Genomic DNA, 18,285 nt, shown 5'->3' with positions numbered 1-18,285 from the left:
GAGGACGTGAAAGGAGGACGCGGAGAAAGGACGGGGTCTACGGGCTCGTGGTCCTGCGGCTGACGAGAAGCGCGAGCGCGCCGCAGCCGATGGCGCCAGCTATCGCGAAGACGGCGGTACGGATGCCGTCGAGGAGTCCGGGACCGGAGGCGCTCTGCCCGACGCCTCCCGCGAGCGCGACCAGTACGGCGAGGCCCACCGCGCCGCCCACCTGGAGGGTGGTCGACGCCAGTCCGGAGGCGACGCCCTGGTCACCTGGGGCGACCCCGGCGGATGCGGCGATCCACATACCCGTCCACGCGGCCCCCTGGCCGAGACCGAGCAGCACGATCCCCGGCACGAGTCTCGCGTACGAACCGTCCGAGGTGAGGGCCACGGCGAGTGCCGCGGCTCCGGCGGCGCCCAGCGCCATGCCACCCACCAGCATGCGCCGCATCCCGAAGACCGACACGGCCCGTTCCCCGGCCTGCGTGCCCACGGCGACCACGACGGCCGGCACGAGGAACGCGAGCCCGGTCGCGACCGCGCTGTAGCCGTGGACGCTCTGGAAGTACAGGGTGAGGAAGTACGGCACCGAACTGAACGTGGCGCTGAACAATGCGGTCACCCCCATCGCCACCAGCAGGCCCCGGTGCGCGAACAGCCGTGCCGGTACGAGCGGTTCACGGGATCGCCGCTCCACCACGGCGAACAGCGTCAGCAGACAGCCGGCCAGTGCCGCGCTCGTGAGGGCGGCAGGCGTCGTCCAGCCCTCCGCCGGGGCCCGCACCAGCAGGAACACCAGGAGCGTGACCCCGCCCGTCGCGGTCAGCGCGCCCGCCACGTCGAAATGCCGGGTACGGTCCCACGGCCCGTCCGCGGGGAAGAGCAGCCACCCGGCCACCGCCAGGGCGCCTGCCACGGGCACGTTGACGAAGAACACCGACGCCCAGCCGAACGCCTCCACCAGAACCCCGCCGAGCAGGGACCCGAAACAGAGCCCGCCCGCCCCCGCCGCACCCCACACCGCCAGCGCCCGGTTCCGCTTCGGACCTTCCTCGTACAGGGTGTTGATCAGCGACAGCGTCGCCGGAAACAGCAACGACCCGCCGAGACCCTGGACCGCCCGCACGGCGACCAGGGCACCCGGCGTCTCCGACAGACCGCCCACCAGCGACGACCCCGCGTACAGCAGCGCCGCCAGGACGAACATCCGGCGCCGGCCCAGCAGATCCGCCGCCCGGCCGCCCAGCAGCAGGAAGCCTCCGGTGGCCACGACGTAGGCGCTGACCACCCACTGCAGGTCGTGGTCGGAGAACCCCAGGCCCGAGCCGATCTCCGGCAGCGCGACGTACACGATGTTGTAGTCGAGCGAGATGACGAGCTGCCCCAACGCCAGAACCAACAGGGACATCATCCATCACCCCCTCAGAATCACAGGAATCCGGAATTCCGTGGAAGGGAATTCCGGAAGGCCGATCATTTTCCGTCACCGTAGCAGCAGAGATACGGCTTGGGAATGCCCAACTCCTCACCCGGCATCACCCATTGACGGAATATCAAGGCACCACTTCGACCCGACAGTCATGGACTGCCGGGAATGACACACCAGCGATACCGGATAAAGCCGGGATCACTTCCTGGGATTTATCTGGGACCGTTGCTCTCCTGAATTCTTGCCTTCGGGTCAGCCCTCCCCCATGAGCCGGCGGATCTCGGCGATCAGGGCGACCAGTGCCCGGCGCTCCGGAATGGTCGTCTCCGGATGCCACAGGTCGATGAGCAGGCAGGTACGCGGGCGGGTGCCCTCGTTACGCGCCTCGTGCTCGAAGGAGTAGTCGAAGAGCAGGCACTTGCCCTCCTCCCAGGAACGCGTCTCCCCGGCGACCGTGATGCTGCACCCGTCGGGGATGTCCACGGCGAGATGCAGATTGATGCTGAAGTTCCACAGGTCGCAGTGGGGGTCGATGGCGGCGCCCGGCAACAGGGTGGAGAAATGACATTCCAGGAGAGGACAGATCTTCTCCGTGTCGACGGCGACGTCTTTCAGCAACCGGTAAGCGGTCGGAACCGTGGCGGCCGACTCCTCGACCAGCCCTCCTTTTCGGAAGAGGTAGAGGGCCTGCCAGTTCTCCTGCCGTGTCAGGTAGTGCTCGTAGTCCGAGAACACCTCCCGGCGGGCCGACCAGGCGGCGTTCAGCTCTTTTTTGATCGCCTGATGACCGGCCTCCAGCGCGTGCACGACGGGAGCGATCTCGTCGTGGACATAGGGATCGTGCCAGGGAGTCGGAGAGAGCCCCGGCATGATCCACTTTGCTGCTCTCTGCAACGGATGCCGTTCGCCCCCGCCACCCGGCTCCAGCATCTGCTCGACCCGAGTGATCGATTCCGCACCGCACTCGGCTCTGATCGCGGCGAAGGCGTTCTCTATCTCTGGTGTCACGCGGTTCTCCGGAGGTCGACGGCCGGGGTTGTTTCCACAGCCGGGGTTGTTTCCACAGCCGGGGTTGTTTCCACAGCCGGGATTGCTTCGACGGCCAGGGTCACGAGGAAACGGTCGCCGTCCGGAGCACCGTTCCCCGGCGCCCTTCGGCGAGCGGAGCCGCGGACAGTGCGCCGATCACCACCGCAGAGGACTGCACCAGACGTCTGCGTTTCACGTGCCGAACCACCTTCGCCCGAAGTTCCGCGCTCGCCCCCCGTCTGCCTCGCTTGGCGGTCAGCCGGGCGGCGAGCCGTGCTGTCGGACCAGTAGTCGGTCGCGGGTGAGCTCGAGTTCCCGGCCTTTCGGATCAATTTCCTTTGCGGTGACGGAAGTTGAAGACACGCGACTGTCCGGTCACACGGCTGAGGGCACGCTCGCCCTCTCCCGCACGCCCACTGCCTCAGCCGGCCTTACGAACATGTAGTCGCGCCGACGGACCGTCGAGTTCCCGTGTCCGCACAGCGAACGTCCCGTGGGCCGTTGTGCCGCCGTTGGGTGCCTCCGTCGGCGCGCTGGCCCTCTCGGCTTCGTCAAGAAGCTCGACGAGGGTCGCCCGAGCCCGTGCCACCCGTGAGCGGATCGTCCCGACCGGGCAGCCCCCGGCCTCGGCGGCCTCCTCGTAGGGCAGTCCCGCCAGTTGGGTGAGGACGAACGCCTCGCGGCGCTCGGCGGGCAGCGCGTCCAGCAGGTCGAGCAGGGCCACGCCGTCGTCGAAGCCGGGCAGACCGGTCGGCTGGGCCCGCTCGGCCCAGACCGTCCAGTCGTCGACGTCGGCCGGCCTCGGCCGGGTGGCGGCGTACCGCAGGCTGTCGACCACCGTGCGGCGGGCGATGGACAGCAGCCAGGTGCGCGCCGACGAGCGCCCCTCGAACCGGTGCAGGCTCCCCAGTGCCCGCAGAAACGTGTCCTGCGCCAGGTCGTCGGCCAGCTGGCGGTCGGCGGAGAGGTAGCTGACGTAGCGGACGACGTCGGGATGCAGGGCGCGTACGAAGCGGTCGACGGCGTCGGGGTCGCCGGTGCGGGCGGCGAGGGCCCAGGCCGTGGCCGGGTCGTCGGGCGACGCCGTCGGGGGGAGGACAGAAGTGATCACCTGATGTCCTTCTCGGGTGATCCGGGTTCGATCCGGCACGACGGCGCGCGTACGAGCGCCCTGACAGACGCCGGGCGTGAGCGCCCTGACAGGCCGGGCGTACGGCGCCCTGGCCGGCCGGGCGTACGGCGTGCCGCTGCGGAAAGGTCCCGGGACGGAAGTGGGAGCGGGTCGTACGGCGGGTGCACGACCCGGGCCCGAGGCCTCGGCGCCGGCAGACGCGGCGCCGCCCGTGGGACGGCCTCGGGAAACCGGCTGTCTCAGACGACAGCGATCCCGGCCGGAGGCCCCCGAGAGATGATCGTGTGCGGGAATGTCAGCCGCGGCACCCGCTCCGCACGTTCGCGCGTCGGCCGCAGCCGGGGCCGGCACCACGGAGCGGGCAGGGCGCCGAGCGGCAGCCGAAGCGGGGCGGCGAGCCATCCGGCGACGGCCCGAAGAAGACGGAACGCGGCCCGCTCGCCGTAGGCCAGCCACAGACCGCTCAGCAGCGCGGCCAGCGCGTGGGCGGCGAGCATGCCGAGCGACGACGTGCCGCCCGTGCCGTGCGCCAGGTGCCCGAAGTGGCCCTCATCCGCCGAGTGACCCATGGCCATGGAGGCCATGGACGACATGGACGGCATGGACGGCATGGACGGCATGGACCCCATGTACATCGCGTCCATCGCGTCCGTCGCGTTCGTCGCGTTCGTCGCCATGCCGCTCATGTCCCGCTGCGCGGCGCCCGCGCCGGATCCCGAAGGCACCGACGGCACCGACGGGACCGCCGAGAAGACCGAGTGGAGAGCCCCCTGCGCGACGACCACGACGGACACCACCAGCGGGAGGCCGCGTTCACGGCCCGCCAGGCCCCAGCCGACGCCACTCGTGGCGCCGAACCCGGCGGCCATCGTCCACCACGGCACGGTGGAGCCGGACATCAGCACGTGTCCGAGGGCGGCGAGCAGCACACAGACGGCCGCGAACACCGCGGCGCGTACCGTGCGCGCACACCACCCAGCAGTCATGACGGCCTCATCCTCGCATCGGGCTCCGCCCGCCACCGGTGGGTACGCACGGAACCCGGGCCTGCCACTCACCCCAAAGAGAGTGATACAGGACACGGCGCCCCGCCGGAACGCGACGGACGATCCGGTCGGCTCCACGGACGAGGCGTCATACGCCGTCCCGGCCCGGACGGACCACCACCGCGAGGGTCTCCACCGCCCCGCTGTGCTCGAAGTGCAGCGTGAACGAGACGAGATCACCAGGCTGCCAGCCCTCCTTCGCCGGCACGATCACGTCGAGGCCGTCCGGGGACATGGCGAGGCTGTCTCCGGCCGGCACGGCGACGGAGGCCACCGTCCGGTCGGAGGCCGCGTTGCCGCCGGTCATGACGTGACGGCTCAGGGTGGGCGTGCCGTCGCCGGCCTCGGCGGTCGTCACCCTCAGCAGCCGGTCCGCCGAGCCGCCGCTGTTGGTGATCCGGAAGAAGGCCGCCGTCTCCGGGGTGTCGCCGGAGGGCAGGAACACCTTGCCGTCGGTGACGCCGATCCGGGCGGGGCTGCCGGCGTTTCCGTAGGCGGTCCACATGCTCAGCCCGCCGAGGGCGAGGCCGCAGGCGGCGACGGGCGCGAGCGCGGCGAGCAGGGCGCCCGTGAGCCGGCGACGGGTCGGCCGCCCGAGGCGCTGTCCGTTCATCGGGCACTCCTGCGAGCCGCCGACGACGGCGACGACGGCGACGGCGACGGCGACGACGGCGACGGCGACGGCGACGACGGCGACGGCGACGGCTGCCAGGCGCGCAGCCGCAGGCTGTTGGCGACCACCAGCACGGAGCTGGCCGACATCGCCGCCGCCGCGAGCATCGGGTTCAGCAAGCCCACCATGGCCAGCGGCACGGTGACGACGTTGTAGCCGAAGGCCCACACGAGGTTGACCCGGATCGTGCCCAGCGTGCGCCGGGCGAGCCGGACCGCGTCGGCGAGGGCCTCGATGTCACCGCGGACCAGGGTCACATCGGCGGCCCCGATGGCCACGTCCGTCCCGCTGCCCATGGCGATGCCCAGGTCGGCGCCGGCCAGCGCGGCGGCGTCGTTCACACCGTCGCCGACCACCGCGACCCGGTACCCCTGCTCCTTCAGCTCCCGTACGAGGTCGGCCTTGCCCTCGGGGGTGCAGCGGGCGTGCACCTCCTCGATGCCCAGCGCCCGCGCCACGGCACGGGCGGGCGCCTCCCGGTCGCCCGTGGCGAGCACGGGGCGGACACCGAGACGCCGCAGCCGCTCGACGGCCCGGTAGCTGCCGGGTCGTACGACGTCCCCGATCTCGATCAGCGCCTCGACCACCCCGTCGACGCGGACCAGGACCGCCGTGTGCGCGGCCTCTTCGGCGTGCGCCAGGGCCTGCGCGAGAGCCGGTGGCACCTCGCCGTCCGGCGCGAGGACCTCGACCAGCCGTCCCTCCACCCGGCCGCGCACTCCCCGTCCCGGCAGGGCGTCGAAGTCGCCCACGTCCGGCAGCCGTTGCTCGGCCGGCTCCCGCCGGGCGTACGCGGTGACGGCCCGGCCGAGCGGATGCTCCGAGCCCTGCTCCACGGCCCCCGCCAGCCGCAGCACCTCATCGCGGCCGAGCCCGTCCGGTACGGCGGTGATCCGGGCGACGGTCATATGGCCGGACGTGAGCGTGCCGGTCTTGTCCAGGACGACGGCGTCGACGTGCTGAAGCCCCTCCAGCGCCTGGGGGCCGGTGACCAGGACACCGAGCTGGGCGCCCCGGCCGGTCGCGGCCATCAGCGCGGTCGGGGTCGCGAGCCCCAGCGCGCACGGGCAGGCCACGACCAGCACGGCCACGCACGCCGTGAGCGCCGCCTGCGGATCGGCCCCGGCGCCCAGCCAGAACCCGAGCGCGGTAACGGCGAGCGCCAGTACGACCGGTACGAAGACACCGGCCACCGAGTCCGCCAGCCGCTGCGCCCGCGCCTTCCCGGCCTGCGCCTCGGTCACCAGCCGGGTGATCCGGGCGAGCTGCGTGTCCGCCCCCACGGCGGTGGCCCGTACGAGCAGCAGCCCGCCGGCGTTCACGGCCCCGCCGACCACGGCCGAACCGGGTCCGACCTCGACGGGATCGCTCTCCCCGGTGACCAGGGAGAGGTCCACGGCCGAACTGCCCTCCGTCACCCTGCCGTCGGTGGCGACCCGCTCCCCCGGACGTACGACGAAGACCTGCCCCGCCCTCAGCTCCTCGATGGGAACGAGCCGTTCGGCTCCGCTGCCCTCCCGTACGGACACGTCCTTGGCCGCGAGCCGGGCCAGCGACCGCAGCGCCGCCCCCGTACCGTGCCGTGCCCTGGCTTCCAGGAACCGCCCCGCCAGCACGAACAGCGGTACGCCGACGGCCGCTTCCAGGTAAATGTGCGCGACGCCGTCCGAGGCGGTCGGTACAAGCGTGAACGGCATCCGCATCCAGGGATCGCCGGCGCCCCCGAGGAAGAGCGCGTACGTCGACCAGGCGAAGGACGCCACCACACCGAGTGACACCAGGGTGTCCATGGTCGCCGCCGAGTGCCGCAGCCCGCGTACCGCCCGCGCGTGGAAGGGGAAGGCACCCCACACGGCCACGGGCGCGGCGAGCGCGAAGCACAGCCACTGCCAGTTGCGGAACTGCAGGCCCGGCGCCATCGACAGCACGAGCACGGGGAGTGCGAGCAGGGTGGTGACGACCAGGCGGTGCCGTTCCCGCCGGGTGTCCTCGGGCTCACCGCCGTCGTCGGCGGACTCCTGTCTCCGGGGCGGCCGGGGCAGGGCGGCCGTGTAGCCGGCCTTCTCGATGGTCGCGACGAGTTCGTCCGGGCCGAGGTCCGCCGGATGACTCACCCGAGCCATCCCGGTGGCGAGATTGACGGTCGCCGTGACCCCGTCCAGCTTGCCGAGCTTCTTCTCGACACGGGTCACACAGGCCGCACAGGTCATGCCGCCGACGGTCAGATCGGTCGTCACGAGAACGGCCGACGGTTCAGCACCCATCAGCCGTGTCCCCCCTGCATGTCTCCCATATCTCCCATGTCATCCATGTCATCCATCCCCCCGTCACCGCCACCGCCCTCGTCGTCGCCGCTCGTGCCCGTGCCCGTGCTCGTGCCGGTGCCGTGCATGCCGGGGGCGACAGGGCCGACGCCGACACCCACGGCGTAGGACACCGTGAAGATCAGGGCCAGCAGGAGGAGAAAGCCGCAGAGCGCGGGCGGAGGCGCCGCTCTCCGCAGGAGTGCGGCCGCGCCGCTCGAGGAGGATTGCCGGGACTCGTCCATCAACCGCGTCTCCAGGTCACGTCGTACGGCGTCACTCGGATCGCGCCGTACCGACTCAATAGTCGGAACGGCCGCCGCACGGGTTCCGGAGCGAATATGTGGCGCGCGTCACGCGTGTCCACCTCACCGGCCGGTACCCGACGGTGAAGGGGACGGGGAACCCGGGCGATGAGCCGCTGTACCTCGCGTAGGCAGGCGTCCTGTTGGCCTATGCTCACCGTCCCGGCGCACGCGTCCGAGAAGAGGAGTCGGCTGTCCTTCGTGGTTGTGGTTGTGGTTGTGGTTGTGGTCGTGGTCGTCGTCGTGGTCTTCGTCTTCGCCGGTGGCGGCGTCCCTGGGATCAGTGCCCATGCTCCCGCCGCGAGCACCAGGATCGCGGCGCTCACGCCGAGGGCCGGCCGGCCCCGCAGGTTCCAGATGCCGCGCCGGGCGGACGCTGCCGGTTCTGTGTCCGGCGACGAGTCCGGAGGCGGGGCGGGAGGCGGGGCCGGGGCGGGCTGCGCCGGCCCGCTCCCCGGTTCAAGCTCCGGTTCCGAGTCACGTTCCGGCTCAAGTTCCGTTTCCGGTTCGGGTTCCAGTGCCGATTCCGTTCGGTGGAAGGGGGCGGGCCCGGCGCGGTCCCCCGTCGCCGCGCCGGACCCTCCTCCGCCGAGCGACGCGTTGATCAGGGCGCAAGGGTCTCGCGCCGTGCCCGTTCCGTCCCTGTTCGACGCGCCCCGCGCAGGTCTTACGGAGTGATGACGTGCCCGGCGGGTCACGGGGCGCGGGGTCGCGGCGGACCTAGCGTGGCCGTATGCGTGTACTGGTCACCGGCGGTGCCGGGTTCATCGGGTCCCATGTCGTCGACGCGCTGCGGGCACGCGGGCACGAGCCGCTCGTGTACGACGTCCGGGCGGATCCCGGCGCCGATGTGCGCGACCCCGTCGCCGTGGCCCGGGCCCTCGTCGGCGTCGACGCGGTCTGTCACCAGGCGGCGATGGTCGGCCTCGGCGACGGGGTCGCCGACGCGGCGGAGTACGTCTCGCGCAACGACCTCGGTACCGCCGTCCTCCTCACCGCCATGGCGGAGGCGGGCGTCGGGCGTCTGGTGCTGGCCGGGTCGATGGTCGTCTACGGGGAGGGGCGGTACGCGTGCGCGCGGCACGGGGTCGTACGGCCCGGGCCCCGGGCGGTCGCCGATCTCGACGCGGGACGGTTCGAGCCCGCCTGTCCGGTGTGCGGGGACGACCTCGCCCCCGGCCTGGCCGGCGAGGACGCCCCGGCCGATCCGCGGAACGTGTACGCCACGACCAAGCTCGCCCAGGAGCATCTGGCCGCGGCGTGGGCGCGCTGCACGGGCGGGGCGGCGGTGTCGCTGCGCTACCACAACGTGTACGGGCCCCGGATGCCCCGCGACACCCCGTACGCCGGCGTGGCCTCCTTCTTCCGCTCCTCGCTGGCCCGCGGCGAGGCCCCGCGGGTCTTCGAGGACGGGCGGCAGCGGCGGGACTTCGTGCACGTCCGGGACGTGGCCGCCGCCAACGTGGCCGCACTGGAGGCCGGAACAGGGGACGGACCAGGAAACGGACCAGGAAGCGGGACACGGAACGGGACGGGGAACGGGGTGCTGACGGTGTACAACACCGGCAGCGGCGAGCCGCACACCGTCGGCGAGATGGCCCGCGCCCTGGCCGCCGCGCACGGCGGGCCCGAGCCCGTCGTCACCGGCGAGTACCGGCTGGGGGACGTCCGCCACATCACCGCGGACTCCTCCCGCCTGCGGGCCGACCTCGGCTGGACGCCCCGGGTCGGCTTCGCGGAGGGCATGCGGGAGTTCGCGGCGGTCGAATGAGCTTCGCGGCGCCGCCGGCGGCACCGCCTCGAAGCCTCAGGGTGCCGTCGGCAGGAGTACCTCGAAGCGGCAGCCGCCCGGGATGTTGCGTACGGTGGCCCGGCCCTGGTGCGCCTCCACGATGCCCCGGACGATGGCGAGGCCGAGGCCCGCGCCGGCCGGCGGGGTCCGGGCGTGGGTGCCGCGCCAGCCGGTGTCGAAGACCCGGGAGAGGTCCTCCTCGGGGATGCCGCCGCAGCCGTCGGTCACCGACACCACCACACCCTCCGGCGAACGCTCGGCCGCCACTGCGACCGTGCCGTCGGCGGGGGTCCGGCGGATCGCGTTGACCAGGAGGTTTCCCAGCACCCGGCTCATCTCCTTGCCGTCGACCTCCACCGGGACCGGCTCCACCCGGTCGCCGACGAGCCGCACGCCGTGCTCCCGGGCGAGCGGGTCCGCGCCCGCCAGGGCGTCGCCGATGAGGTCGTAGAGCGAGATCCGGGAGCAGGCCAGCGGCAGGGTGCCGGCGTGGATGCGGGACAGTTCGAAGAGGTCGCCGACCATGACGTCGAGGCGCTCGACCTCGGTGCGGATCTGTCTCAGGTAGCGGTCGGGGTCGGCGGCCACCCCGTCCTCCAGCGCCTCGGACATCGCGCGCAGACCGGCCAGCGGGGTGCGCAGGTCGTGCGAGATCCAGGCGACCAGCTCGCGCCGCGAGGTCTCCAACGCCCGTTCGCGGTCGCGGGATTCGGCCAGTCTGGCGCTGGTCGCCGTCAACTCACGGCTGAGCGCGTCGAGTTCGGCGGTGGCGGGGCCGTCCGGGACGGCGAAGTCGCCGCTGTCGCCGAACGAGCGTGCCGCGAGAGCGAGTTCGCGGCTGCGCGCGACCACCCGGCGGCCCAGCAGCAGCGCGGTGGCCAGGGCGGCGACCGCCGCCATCGCCACGACCGTCGTCACCACGGTCAGGTCGTGCGGCGACAGGAACATCGCCCAGGCGACGGCCAGCGTGCCCGCGAGCATCGCGACCACCCCGACCGCCGCCACCACGGTGAGGGAGGCCGTGAGCGAGCGGCGGCGCAGCAGGCGCAGCGCGCCCGCCCCGGCCAGGCCGGTGACCGCCGCCCCGGCGAAGGCGTACAGGGCGATGAGCATCGTGTCCCGCATGGTCACTCCCCGCCGGATTCGGGTTCGGGTTCCGGTTCGAAGCGGTAGCCCACGCCCCACACCGTTTGGATGAGCCGGGGCCGGGCGGGGTCGTCCTCGACCTTGCCGCGCAGCCGGCGGACATGGACGGTGACGGTGGACAGGTCGCCGAAGTCCCAGCCCCACACCTCCCGCATCAGGTCCTCCCGGCCGAACGCCCTTCCCGGGTGCCGCAGGAAGAAGGCCAGGAGGTCGAACTCGCGCAGGGTGAGGGCGAGTTCGGCGCCGTCGCGGGTGGCGCGGCGGGCGGCGGGGTCGACGGTCAGACCACCGGCGGCCAGCACCCCGGCGCCGGTGGGGGCGGGGTCGTCCCCACTCGGCTGGAGCCGGGCGCGGGGCAGGGCGCGGCGCAGCACCGACTCCACCCGCAGGACCAGCTCGCGCGGGCTGAACGGCTTGGTGACGTAGTCGTCGGCGCCGACCTCCAGGCCGAGGATGCGGTCGTCCTCGTCGCCGCGCGCGGTGAGCATGATGACCGGCACGGGCCCGTGGCCGCGCATCCGGCGGCACACCTCCAGGCCGTCCATGCCGGGCAGCATCAGGTCGAGGACGACCAGGTCGGGCCAGTGTGCGGCGGCCCGGGTCAGGGCCGTGGGGCCGTCGTCGGCCCGGTCGACGGTGTAGCCGGCCCGGTCCAGATAGCCTGCGACGACCTCCGCGACCGTGGGGTCGTCGTCGACGACCAGGACCCGGGCGGCCTCTGGGACATCACCTCGCTGCTGCATGCCTCCAGCCTCGCACCACGCGTGCGCCGGCACGGCGCGGGAGGGCTCCCGGCGGCGCGACGTCCGCGTTTCGTAAGGAGCCGCAGCCCGATATGCCCGATTCACGTTCGTAGGGTGAAGAGCGTGACCCTCTCCCCCTCGCCGCCGGGCGACGTCGATGTCGTGCTCCCCTGTCTGGACGAGGCGCAGGCCCTGCCCTGGGTGCTGGCCCGGATCCCGGCCGGCTGGCGCGCCCTGGTCGTGGACAACGGTTCCACCGACGGCTCGGCGGACCTCGCCCGGGACCTCGGCGCGACGGTCGTCCACGAGCCGCGGCGCGGCTTCGGCGCCGCCTGCCACGCCGGGCTGGCCGCCGCCACCGCCGGCATCGTGTGCTTCTGCGACTGCGACGCCTCCCTGGACCCGTCGCTGCTCGTGCCCTTCGTGACCGAGGTCCGGGCCGGCACCGCCGACCTGGTGCTGGGCCGCAGACGTCCGCGCGGCCGGGGCACCTGGCCGGTGCACGCCCGGGCCGGCAACCTCGCGCTCGCCCGGCTGCTGCGCCGCCGCACCGGTCTCGCCCTGCACGACCTCGGCCCGCTGCGGGCCGCCCGCCGCGAGCCGCTGCTCGCCCTCGGCCTCACCGACCGGCGCAGCGGCTACCCGCTCCAGATGGTGGTGCGCGCCGCCGACGCGGGCTGGCGGATCACCGAGCACGACGTCCCCTACCTGCCGCGGGCCGGTGCCTCGAAGGTGACGGGCACCTGGCGCGGCACCTGGCACGCGGTGCGGGACATGAGCCGCGTCCTGCACGAGTCCCCGGCCCCGGAAGGGACGGCCCGATGACCACCCTGCTCGTCATCGCCAAGGAGCCGCTGCCGGGGCGGGTCAAGACCCGGCTCACCCCGCCGTTCACCCCGCGCGAGGCGGCGGCGCTCGCGGAGGCGTCCCTCGCGGACACCCTCCGGGCGGTGGCCGCGGCACCTGCCGCGCGCCGTGTCCTCGTGCTGGACGGCACCCCCGGCCCCTGGCTCCCGCCCGGCTTCGACGTCGTACCGCAGTGCCCGGGCGGTCTCGACGAACGGCTCGCGGACGCCTTCGCCCGCTGCGACGGGCCGGCCCTGCTGATCGGCATGGACACCCCGCAGGTGACGCCGGACCTGCTGGGCGTCGACTTCGCGGACTGCGACGCGTACTTCGGACCGGCCGAGGACGGCGGCTTCTGGTCCCTCGGGCTGGCCGAGCCCGATCCGGCCCTGCTGCGGGGCGTGCCCATGTCGACACCGGGGACCGGGGCCGTCCAGCGGGAGCGGCTGGTCTCGGCCGGGCTGCGGGTGCGTGATCTGCCCCGGCTGCGGGACGTCGACACGGCCGCCGACGCCCACGCCGTCGCCGCGCTGGCCCCGCACGGCCGTTTCGCGGCGCGGCTGGCCAGGTGCACGGCGGGGACCCGCCGATGACCGCGCCGCTGCGCGCGCCGTCGAACGCCCTGCCCGCCGCCCTGCCCGCAGCCCTGCCGGCCGCCCTGCCCGCAGCCCGGACCTCGGCCGATCCGTACGCGGACCCGCACAGGGACCCGTACGCGGACCCGTACACGCATCCGTACGCGGTCCCGTACGCCGGGCCCTCAGGCTCCCCGTACTCGGCGTGGGCGGGTGCCGACCCGTACGCCGCCGCTCTGCGGGCCGGCCGTGGCCCGCTGTTCCTGCGCCGCGCCGACGGCCGCCTGCTGCCGCTGGAGGTGGAACGCTGGTGCGCCCGGGCCGACCCGGTCGACCTGGACGTCCTGGACCGGTGCGAGGGCGCCGTGCTGGACGTCGGCTGCGGCCCGGGGCGGCTGGTCGCCGAACTCGCCGCCCGGGGCCGGACCGTCCTCGGCATCGACGTCAGCGAGGCCGCCGTCGACCGCACCGCGCGGCTCGGCGGCCCGGCGCTGCGACGGTCGGTGTTCGAGCCGCTGCCCGGCGAGGGCCGCTGGGACACCGTCCTGCTCATGGACGGCAACCTGGGCATCGGCGGCGATCCGCGCGCCCTCCTGGAGCGGACGGCGGAGCTGCTCGTCCCCGGCGGGCTGCTGATCGCCGAGACCGCGCCGGTGGACGTCGACGAACGCGTTCAGGTCCGCCTCACCGACGCCCGCGCCGCCACCGGCGCCCCCTTCCCCTGGGCGCGGCTCGGCACCCCGGCCCTGCTGCGGTACGCGCGGGGCTGGCGGAGGGCCGGTCAGTGGGCGGCCGGTGACCGCCGCTTCCTCGCCCTGCGCAGCCGCAGCGCCAACAGCAGTGCCGAGCCGCCGAAGAGGACGGCGGTGATCAGCAGCCAGCGGACCGCGAAGCCGTCCGGCGACAGGCCCGTGCCCAGGCGGTAGCGCCGGTCCACCATGCCGCCGATCAGCGGGAACCACACGAGCAGGAGCAGGCCGGACAGGGCGGCCGGGACGCGCACGTACATCGTCCACTCGCGGTGGCCCGCCGCGCCGAGCCCGCCCGAGAGCGCCCGGTCCGCCGCCGCGTACAGGGGCAGCAGGACGAGGTCGTGCAGCAGCGCGGCGCCCACGATCCACAGCGCGACGCCGAACCAGTCGTCCGCGAGCAGCCGGACGCCCGCGTAGGCGGCGAGCGCGAACGAGCAGGCGAGCAGCAGCAGTTGGAAGGGACTGCCGAGCGGGATGGGGCGTCGCATCACAGGTCTCCGAACGTCATCCGGGCCACCCACTTGGTGTTCAGCACACCGGGCGCGGCGGGCACGATCACCCGGGCGGGGTGGCCGTGGTCGGGGGACAGGTCCTCGCCGTTGACGTACAGGGCGAGCAGGGAGCGCGGATCCGCGACCTGGTTGGCGCGCAGGGCGGCGCGGCGGAACGCGCCGTGCCGCTGGAGGGACTCGACGAGCACGTCCGGCGGGTCGTCCTCGTACCCGACGAGCGCGGCGAGGTCGCGCAGCCGTACGCCGCGCCACCACTGGTCGGACGTCGACCAGCCCTCGACGCAGGCGATGGGCAACGCCGAGCTGTGCAGGGGGAGTTCGGCGAGCTGGGCGCGGCTGAGGCGGACGGTGCCGGTGCGTCCGGTGACCACGAGCCGCCAGGCGTCGGCGCTCGTCTCCGCCGGGTCGATGCCGGCGTACGCGGCGGTCTTGTTGATCTGGAAGCCGTTCGGGCCACTGCCGGGGTCGGCTCCGCCGTGCGGGGCGAGGAGGGCCGTGCGGCGCAGGGCGTCGACGTTCTGCCCGACGGACGTCAGGAACAGCAGCAGCGAGCCGCCCCCGACGAACCACAGGGCACCCCGCCGGGACACGGTCGGCTCGGCGGGGCGCGGGGACACCAGGTCGTCCTGCTCCTCCTCGCGCGGGTGGCGCAGGTGGCGCAGATTGCGCAGCGCCTTGGGCGCCTTCAGGACGGCGTGGGCGACGAACGCGGCGAAGAACACCCACGCGCCGTAGAAGTGCAGCGGGTAGAAGGAGCCCGGGAAGACGTAGTCGAGCTGGATGTTGAGGACGCCGGTCACGAACTCGAAGAGGCCGCCGCCGACCAGCAGCAGCAGGGAGATCCGCTCCAGGGCGTGGGCGAGCGAGCGGGCCGGCGGCAGCGCGAACAGCTTCGGCACCACCGACCACAGCTTGGCCAGCAGCACCGGGATCAGGGTGATGCCGAGGGTGACGTGGACGCCCTGGTTGAGCCGGTACAGCCAGTGCGGGTCCGTCGGCCAGGCGAAGAGGTAGAAGCCGAGGACGCCCTTGTCCGGCGTCTTGTCGTTCACCGGCGACAGATCCGGGTTGTAGGCGGCGTACGAGACCAGGCCCGTCACGAACAGCACCGTGATGCCGACGAGCAGGACGACGCCGAGCAGGGACGTGAACCAGGGGCCGCGCAGCGGGCTGCGCCAGAAGCCGGGAGAGGTGGGGAGCCGTGGATCGTCGCGCATGAGCCGACCGTAGGCCGGGGCACCCCCTGAACGGGCTCCGCGACCCATGACGAAACGCTGACGTCCGGCCCGGACGCGGTTCGCCGCCCTCCGCTCGGCCTAGCGTGCCGGTGTGACCCGCTCCCTCCCGCGTGATCTGTGCGCCGCCTCTGCCGCCGCCCTGCTCGTCGTCGTGGCCGTGCTGGTCGGCGGCCACCTCCAGGACACCCACCACACGCTGTTCGTGAACTGGCCCCCGCTGCTGGCCACCTGGGGTCCGCACACCGGACCCGGCACCCCGGCCGCCCTGCTGGTGGCCGCGGCCGTGACGGCGTACGGCCCCGTCCTGGCCGTACGGCTGCCCTGGCGCGCCCTGTCGGCGGCCGTCTGGGGCACGGCCACGGCGTGGATCGTCTCCCTCGCCCTCATCGACGGCTGGCAGCGGGGTATCGCCGCACGGCTCACCACCCGCCACGAGTATCTCCAGGTCGTCGACCGGTTCCACGACGTCCCCGCCGCCCTGCGGGGCTTCACCGGGCACATCCTGCTCGACTCCCCCGACAACTGGCCCGCCCATGTCGCCGGACACCCGCCGGCGGCCACGCTGACCTTCGTGCTGCTCGACCGGATCGGGCTGCGGGGCGGCGGCTGGGCCGGGATCTGGTGCGTCGTGGCCGGCGCGACGGCGTGCGTGGCCGTGCTCGTCGCGGTGCGGGCGCTGGCCGGCGAGGACCTCGCGCGGCGGGCGGCCCCCTTCCTGGTGCTGGCCCCGGCGGCGGTGTGGATGGGCACCTCGGCCGACGCGTACTTCGCGGCGGTCGCCGCGTGGGCGGTGGCGCTGCTGGCGACGGCGGTCACCGCACGGTCGGCGGGCCGGGCGGCGGGCTCGGCGGCGGCGTCCGGCCTCCTGTTCGGGCTCACCTGCTACCTCTCCTACGGCCTCACGCTCTTCGCCGCGCTCGGCGCGGCGGTGCTGCTGCTCGGCCGGGCCGGGGTCCGGGAGCGGCCGGTGATGCTCGTGGCGCTGCTCGCCGGGCTGGCCGTCGTGCCGACGGCGTTCACGCTCGCCGGGTTCGACTGGTGGGAGGCGTACCGGCTGCTGGTCACGCGCTACCACGAGGGCGCCGGGGGCGTGCGCCCGTACGGCTACTGGGTGTGGGCCAATCTCGCCTGCGCGGTGCTGATCACGGGCCTGGCGACGGCGGCGGGGCTGCGGCGCACGGGGGCCGTGCTGCTGCGGCGGCGCACCGCACCGCGCGGCGAGGTCCGGCTCGCGCTGCTCGTAACCGCCGCTCTCGTCGCCCTGCTGGTCGCGGACCTCTCCGGGATGAGCAAGGCGGAGACGGAGCGGATCTGGCTCCCGTTCGCGATGTGGCTGCTGCCGTCCTGCGCGTTCCTCACCCGTCCCCGCGCCTGGCTGGCCGCCCAGGCGGTCCTCGCCCTGCTCCTCAACCATCTGCTGCTCACCGGGTGGTGAGCCGCCCGGGCCGGCCGCCGCCGGCGTCGACCGACGACGGCCCGGGGCTCAGCGGGTCACGGTGTCACGGCGCGAGCAGCAGGCTGTCGCCGCGCTCCTTGGCGGCGGCGTAGCGCCGTGCGACGTCCTGCCAGTTGACGACCTGCCACATCGCCTCGATGAAGTCGACCTTCTGGTTCCGGTACTGGAGGTAGAAGGCGTGCTCCCAGGCGTCGAAGACCAGGATCGGGGTGGAGCCCTGGCCGACGTTGCCCTGGTGGTCGTAGACCTGCTCGACGATCAGGTGGCCGCTGAGCGGCTCGTAGGCGAGCACGCCCCAGCCCGAACCCTGGGTCGTGGCCGACGCCTTGGACAGCTGCGCCTTGAAGTTCGCGAACGAGCCGAAGGACTCGGCGATCGCGTCCGCCAGCTCGCCCACGCCGTCCGCCTCCAACGGCTCGCCGCCGCCGTCGCCGGTCATGTTGTGCCAGTAGATGCTGTGCAGGATGTGCCCGGAGAGATGGAACGCCAGGTTCTTCTCCAGACCGTTGATCGAGCCCCACGACGCCTTGTCCCGGGCCTCGGCGAGCTGCTCCAGGGTGTCGTTCGCGCCCTTGACGTACGCCGCGTGGTGCTTGTCGTGGTGCAGCTCGATGATCTCGGGGCTGATCACCGGGGCGAGCGCCGCGTAGTCGTACGGAAGCTCCGGGAGCGTGTAAACGGACATGTCCGACGTCCTCCGACATTATTGCGAGTGATATGCAGCTGCACGCTAACAGCAAGAGTGCTGTTCTGCCGATCAGTCGTCGGTCCTAGGACTCCGGACGTGTCGCCGCCCCGGCCCCGGCCGGGTGGGCCGTCCACTTCTCCTCGATGCGGCCGGCCTTCCACACGACGAGGGCCAGCAGCCAGGTGGCGAGGAAGAGGCCTACGACGACATAGCCGACAGCGTTCAGGTCCAGGCCCGCGATCCGGTCCCAGAAGGGGCCGTGCAGACCGGCCCGGTCGGCGTGCCTCATGCCGAGCGTGTACGCGGTGACCCCGATCCCGATGCCGAAGGTCCCGCCGCCGCCCACGCTGTAGTGCGCCGGGACGACGACCGCCACCAGCGTGACCCAGCCGACGACGTGCAGGGCCAGGACGAACGCGGCCATCCCGGCGAGGCTCGTCCACGTCTCGCGGGTCAGGGACGTATTGATGCGGCGCCACGACGGACCGCGTCCGGCGGCCTTCGTGGGACGGGCGGATTCCGGGGCGGTGCTCATGGGGGCGCGGGCCTCACCTCTCGGTGAACGGCCGTTCCCGGCCACGCCCTCCAGGCTTCTGCGCATCCTTTGCAGGCACAAGAAGGCAGCGGCAAAGCCC

17 protein-coding genes are annotated in these 18,285 nt (G+C 73.4%); 5 read left to right on the top strand and 12 right to left on the bottom strand.

Features of this window, described 5'->3' with window-relative positions; translation table 11 throughout:
* Positions 1-37: 37 nt before the first annotated feature.
* From ACZ6D7_RS35050 to ACZ6D7_RS35020, 7 genes are all read right to left on the bottom strand, one after another.
* The gene (locus ACZ6D7_RS35050) at positions 38-1,393 is read right to left on the bottom strand and encodes an MFS transporter (RefSeq protein WP_469499921.1); all 1,356 of its coding nucleotides are present in this window, start codon (positions 1,391-1,393) and stop codon (positions 38-40) included.
* Positions 1,394-1,666: 273 nt separating this feature from the next.
* Positions 1,667-2,422, bottom strand: a complete 756-nt coding sequence (locus ACZ6D7_RS35045; protein ID WP_469499885.1) for an aspartyl/asparaginyl beta-hydroxylase domain-containing protein — start codon at positions 2,420-2,422, stop codon at positions 1,667-1,669.
* Between the two features lie 442 nt (positions 2,423-2,864).
* Positions 2,865-3,554, bottom strand: a complete 690-nt coding sequence (locus tag ACZ6D7_RS35040) for a sigma-70 family RNA polymerase sigma factor (protein ID WP_469499883.1) — start codon at positions 3,552-3,554, stop codon at positions 2,865-2,867.
* A gap of 260 nt (positions 3,555-3,814) precedes the next feature.
* On the bottom strand, positions 3,815-4,561 hold the full coding sequence (locus tag ACZ6D7_RS35035; protein ID WP_469499881.1) for a hypothetical protein: 747 nt from the start codon (positions 4,559-4,561) through the stop codon (positions 3,815-3,817).
* 148 nt (positions 4,562-4,709) lie between these two features.
* A complete protein-coding gene (locus ACZ6D7_RS35030) occupies positions 4,710-5,234 on the bottom strand; it encodes a copper chaperone PCu(A)C (protein ID WP_469499880.1) in 525 nt (174 codons plus the stop codon).
* Positions 5,231-7,558 (bottom strand): heavy metal translocating P-type ATPase, encoded by a 2,328-nt coding sequence (locus ACZ6D7_RS35025; protein ID WP_469499879.1) that lies wholly within the window; start codon positions 7,556-7,558, stop codon positions 5,231-5,233. The genes ACZ6D7_RS35030 and ACZ6D7_RS35025 overlap by 4 nt, the downstream gene beginning before the upstream one ends.
* Positions 7,558-7,842: a hypothetical protein gene (locus ACZ6D7_RS35020; protein WP_469499877.1), complete on the bottom strand. Its 285-nt coding sequence runs from the start codon at positions 7,840-7,842 to the stop codon at positions 7,558-7,560. The genes ACZ6D7_RS35025 and ACZ6D7_RS35020 overlap by 1 nt, the downstream gene beginning before the upstream one ends.
* A 793-nt stretch (positions 7,843-8,635) precedes the next feature.
* Here ACZ6D7_RS35020 and ACZ6D7_RS35015 point away from each other — a divergent pair.
* Positions 8,636-9,673, top strand: coding sequence for an NAD-dependent epimerase/dehydratase family protein (locus ACZ6D7_RS35015; RefSeq protein ID WP_469499875.1), 1,038 nt, complete (start codon positions 8,636-8,638; stop codon positions 9,671-9,673).
* Positions 9,674-9,709: 36 nt separating this feature from the next.
* Here ACZ6D7_RS35015 and ACZ6D7_RS35010 read toward each other — a convergent pair whose 3' ends face one another.
* Both ACZ6D7_RS35010 and ACZ6D7_RS35005 read right to left on the bottom strand, forming a co-directional pair.
* Positions 9,710-10,819, bottom strand: a complete 1,110-nt coding sequence (locus ACZ6D7_RS35010; protein ID WP_469499874.1) for a sensor histidine kinase — start codon at positions 10,817-10,819, stop codon at positions 9,710-9,712.
* A gap of 2 nt (positions 10,820-10,821) precedes the next feature.
* Positions 10,822-11,583 (bottom strand): response regulator transcription factor, encoded by a 762-nt coding sequence (locus ACZ6D7_RS35005; protein WP_469499872.1) that lies wholly within the window; start codon positions 11,581-11,583, stop codon positions 10,822-10,824.
* A gap of 114 nt (positions 11,584-11,697) precedes the next feature.
* On the opposite strand from ACZ6D7_RS35005, the gene ACZ6D7_RS35000 reads away from it, so the two are divergent.
* From ACZ6D7_RS35000 to ACZ6D7_RS34990, 3 genes are read left to right on the top strand one after another with little or no spacing between them, the layout of a single operon-like run.
* Positions 11,698-12,408 (top strand): glycosyltransferase family 2 protein, encoded by a 711-nt coding sequence (locus tag ACZ6D7_RS35000; RefSeq protein WP_469499871.1) that lies wholly within the window; start codon positions 11,698-11,700, stop codon positions 12,406-12,408.
* The gene (locus tag ACZ6D7_RS34995; RefSeq protein WP_469499868.1) at positions 12,405-13,022 is read left to right on the top strand and encodes a TIGR04282 family arsenosugar biosynthesis glycosyltransferase; all 618 of its coding nucleotides are present in this window, start codon (positions 12,405-12,407) and stop codon (positions 13,020-13,022) included. The genes ACZ6D7_RS35000 and ACZ6D7_RS34995 overlap by 4 nt, the downstream gene beginning before the upstream one ends.
* Complete coding sequence (locus ACZ6D7_RS34990; RefSeq protein WP_469499866.1) at positions 13,019-13,930, top strand: class I SAM-dependent methyltransferase; 912 nt, start codon at positions 13,019-13,021, stop codon at positions 13,928-13,930. The genes ACZ6D7_RS34995 and ACZ6D7_RS34990 overlap by 4 nt, the downstream gene beginning before the upstream one ends.
* Before the next feature lie 313 nt (positions 13,931-14,243).
* On the opposite strand, the gene ACZ6D7_RS34985 is transcribed toward ACZ6D7_RS34990, so the two are convergent.
* A complete protein-coding gene (locus ACZ6D7_RS34985) occupies positions 14,244-15,485 on the bottom strand; it encodes a molybdopterin-dependent oxidoreductase (protein ID WP_469499865.1) in 1,242 nt (413 codons plus the stop codon).
* 112 nt (positions 15,486-15,597) lie between these two features.
* Here ACZ6D7_RS34985 and ACZ6D7_RS34980 point away from each other — a divergent pair, with 112 nt between their 5' ends.
* Positions 15,598-16,941 (top strand): hypothetical protein, encoded by a 1,344-nt coding sequence (locus ACZ6D7_RS34980; RefSeq protein ID WP_469499864.1) that lies wholly within the window; start codon positions 15,598-15,600, stop codon positions 16,939-16,941.
* Positions 16,942-17,005: 64 nt separating this feature from the next.
* Here the strand turns inward: ACZ6D7_RS34980 and ACZ6D7_RS34975 are convergent, their stop codons facing one another.
* Positions 17,006-17,647, bottom strand: a complete 642-nt coding sequence (locus ACZ6D7_RS34975) for a superoxide dismutase (protein WP_469499862.1) — start codon at positions 17,645-17,647, stop codon at positions 17,006-17,008.
* An 85-nt stretch (positions 17,648-17,732) separates the two neighbouring features.
* Positions 17,733-18,185, bottom strand: coding sequence for a hypothetical protein (locus ACZ6D7_RS34970; RefSeq protein WP_469499860.1), 453 nt, complete (start codon positions 18,183-18,185; stop codon positions 17,733-17,735).
* Between the last annotated feature and the right edge of the window lie 100 nt (positions 18,186-18,285).

The organism is Streptomyces sp. NPDC041784, assembly GCF_055591025.1.
Note: the sequence above shows the minus strand (reverse complement) of the source record. Positions and strands in the feature narration are given on the sequence as shown.

Coding starts and splice junctions, on each gene's coding strand:
- ACZ6D7_RS35050 (WP_469499921.1), bottom strand. CDS start 1,393: ATGTCCCTGTTGGTTCTGGCGTTGGGGCAGCTCGTCATCTCGCTCGAC.
- ACZ6D7_RS35035 (WP_469499881.1), bottom strand. CDS start 4,561: ATGACTGCTGGGTGGTGTGCGCGCACGGTACGCGCCGCGGTGTTCGCG.
- ACZ6D7_RS35030 (WP_469499880.1), bottom strand. CDS start 5,234: ATGAACGGACAGCGCCTCGGGCGGCCGACCCGTCGCCGGCTCACGGGC.
- ACZ6D7_RS35025 (WP_469499879.1), bottom strand. CDS start 7,558: ATGGGTGCTGAACCGTCGGCCGTTCTCGTGACGACCGATCTGACCGTC.
- ACZ6D7_RS35020 (WP_469499877.1), bottom strand. CDS start 7,842: ATGGACGAGTCCCGGCAATCCTCCTCGAGCGGCGCGGCCGCACTCCTG.
- ACZ6D7_RS35015 (WP_469499875.1), top strand. CDS start 8,636: ATGCGTGTACTGGTCACCGGCGGTGCCGGGTTCATCGGGTCCCATGTC.
- ACZ6D7_RS35010 (WP_469499874.1), bottom strand. CDS start 10,819: ATGCGGGACACGATGCTCATCGCCCTGTACGCCTTCGCCGGGGCGGCG.
- ACZ6D7_RS35005 (WP_469499872.1), bottom strand. CDS start 11,583: ATGCAGCAGCGAGGTGATGTCCCAGAGGCCGCCCGGGTCCTGGTCGTC.
- ACZ6D7_RS34995 (WP_469499868.1), top strand. CDS start 12,405: ATGACCACCCTGCTCGTCATCGCCAAGGAGCCGCTGCCGGGGCGGGTC.
- ACZ6D7_RS34990 (WP_469499866.1), top strand. CDS start 13,019: ATGACCGCGCCGCTGCGCGCGCCGTCGAACGCCCTGCCCGCCGCCCTG.
- ACZ6D7_RS34985 (WP_469499865.1), bottom strand. CDS start 15,485: ATGCGCGACGATCCACGGCTCCCCACCTCTCCCGGCTTCTGGCGCAGC.
- ACZ6D7_RS34975 (WP_469499862.1), bottom strand. CDS start 17,647: ATGTCCGTTTACACGCTCCCGGAGCTTCCGTACGACTACGCGGCGCTC.
- ACZ6D7_RS34970 (WP_469499860.1), bottom strand. CDS start 18,185: ATGAGCACCGCCCCGGAATCCGCCCGTCCCACGAAGGCCGCCGGACGC.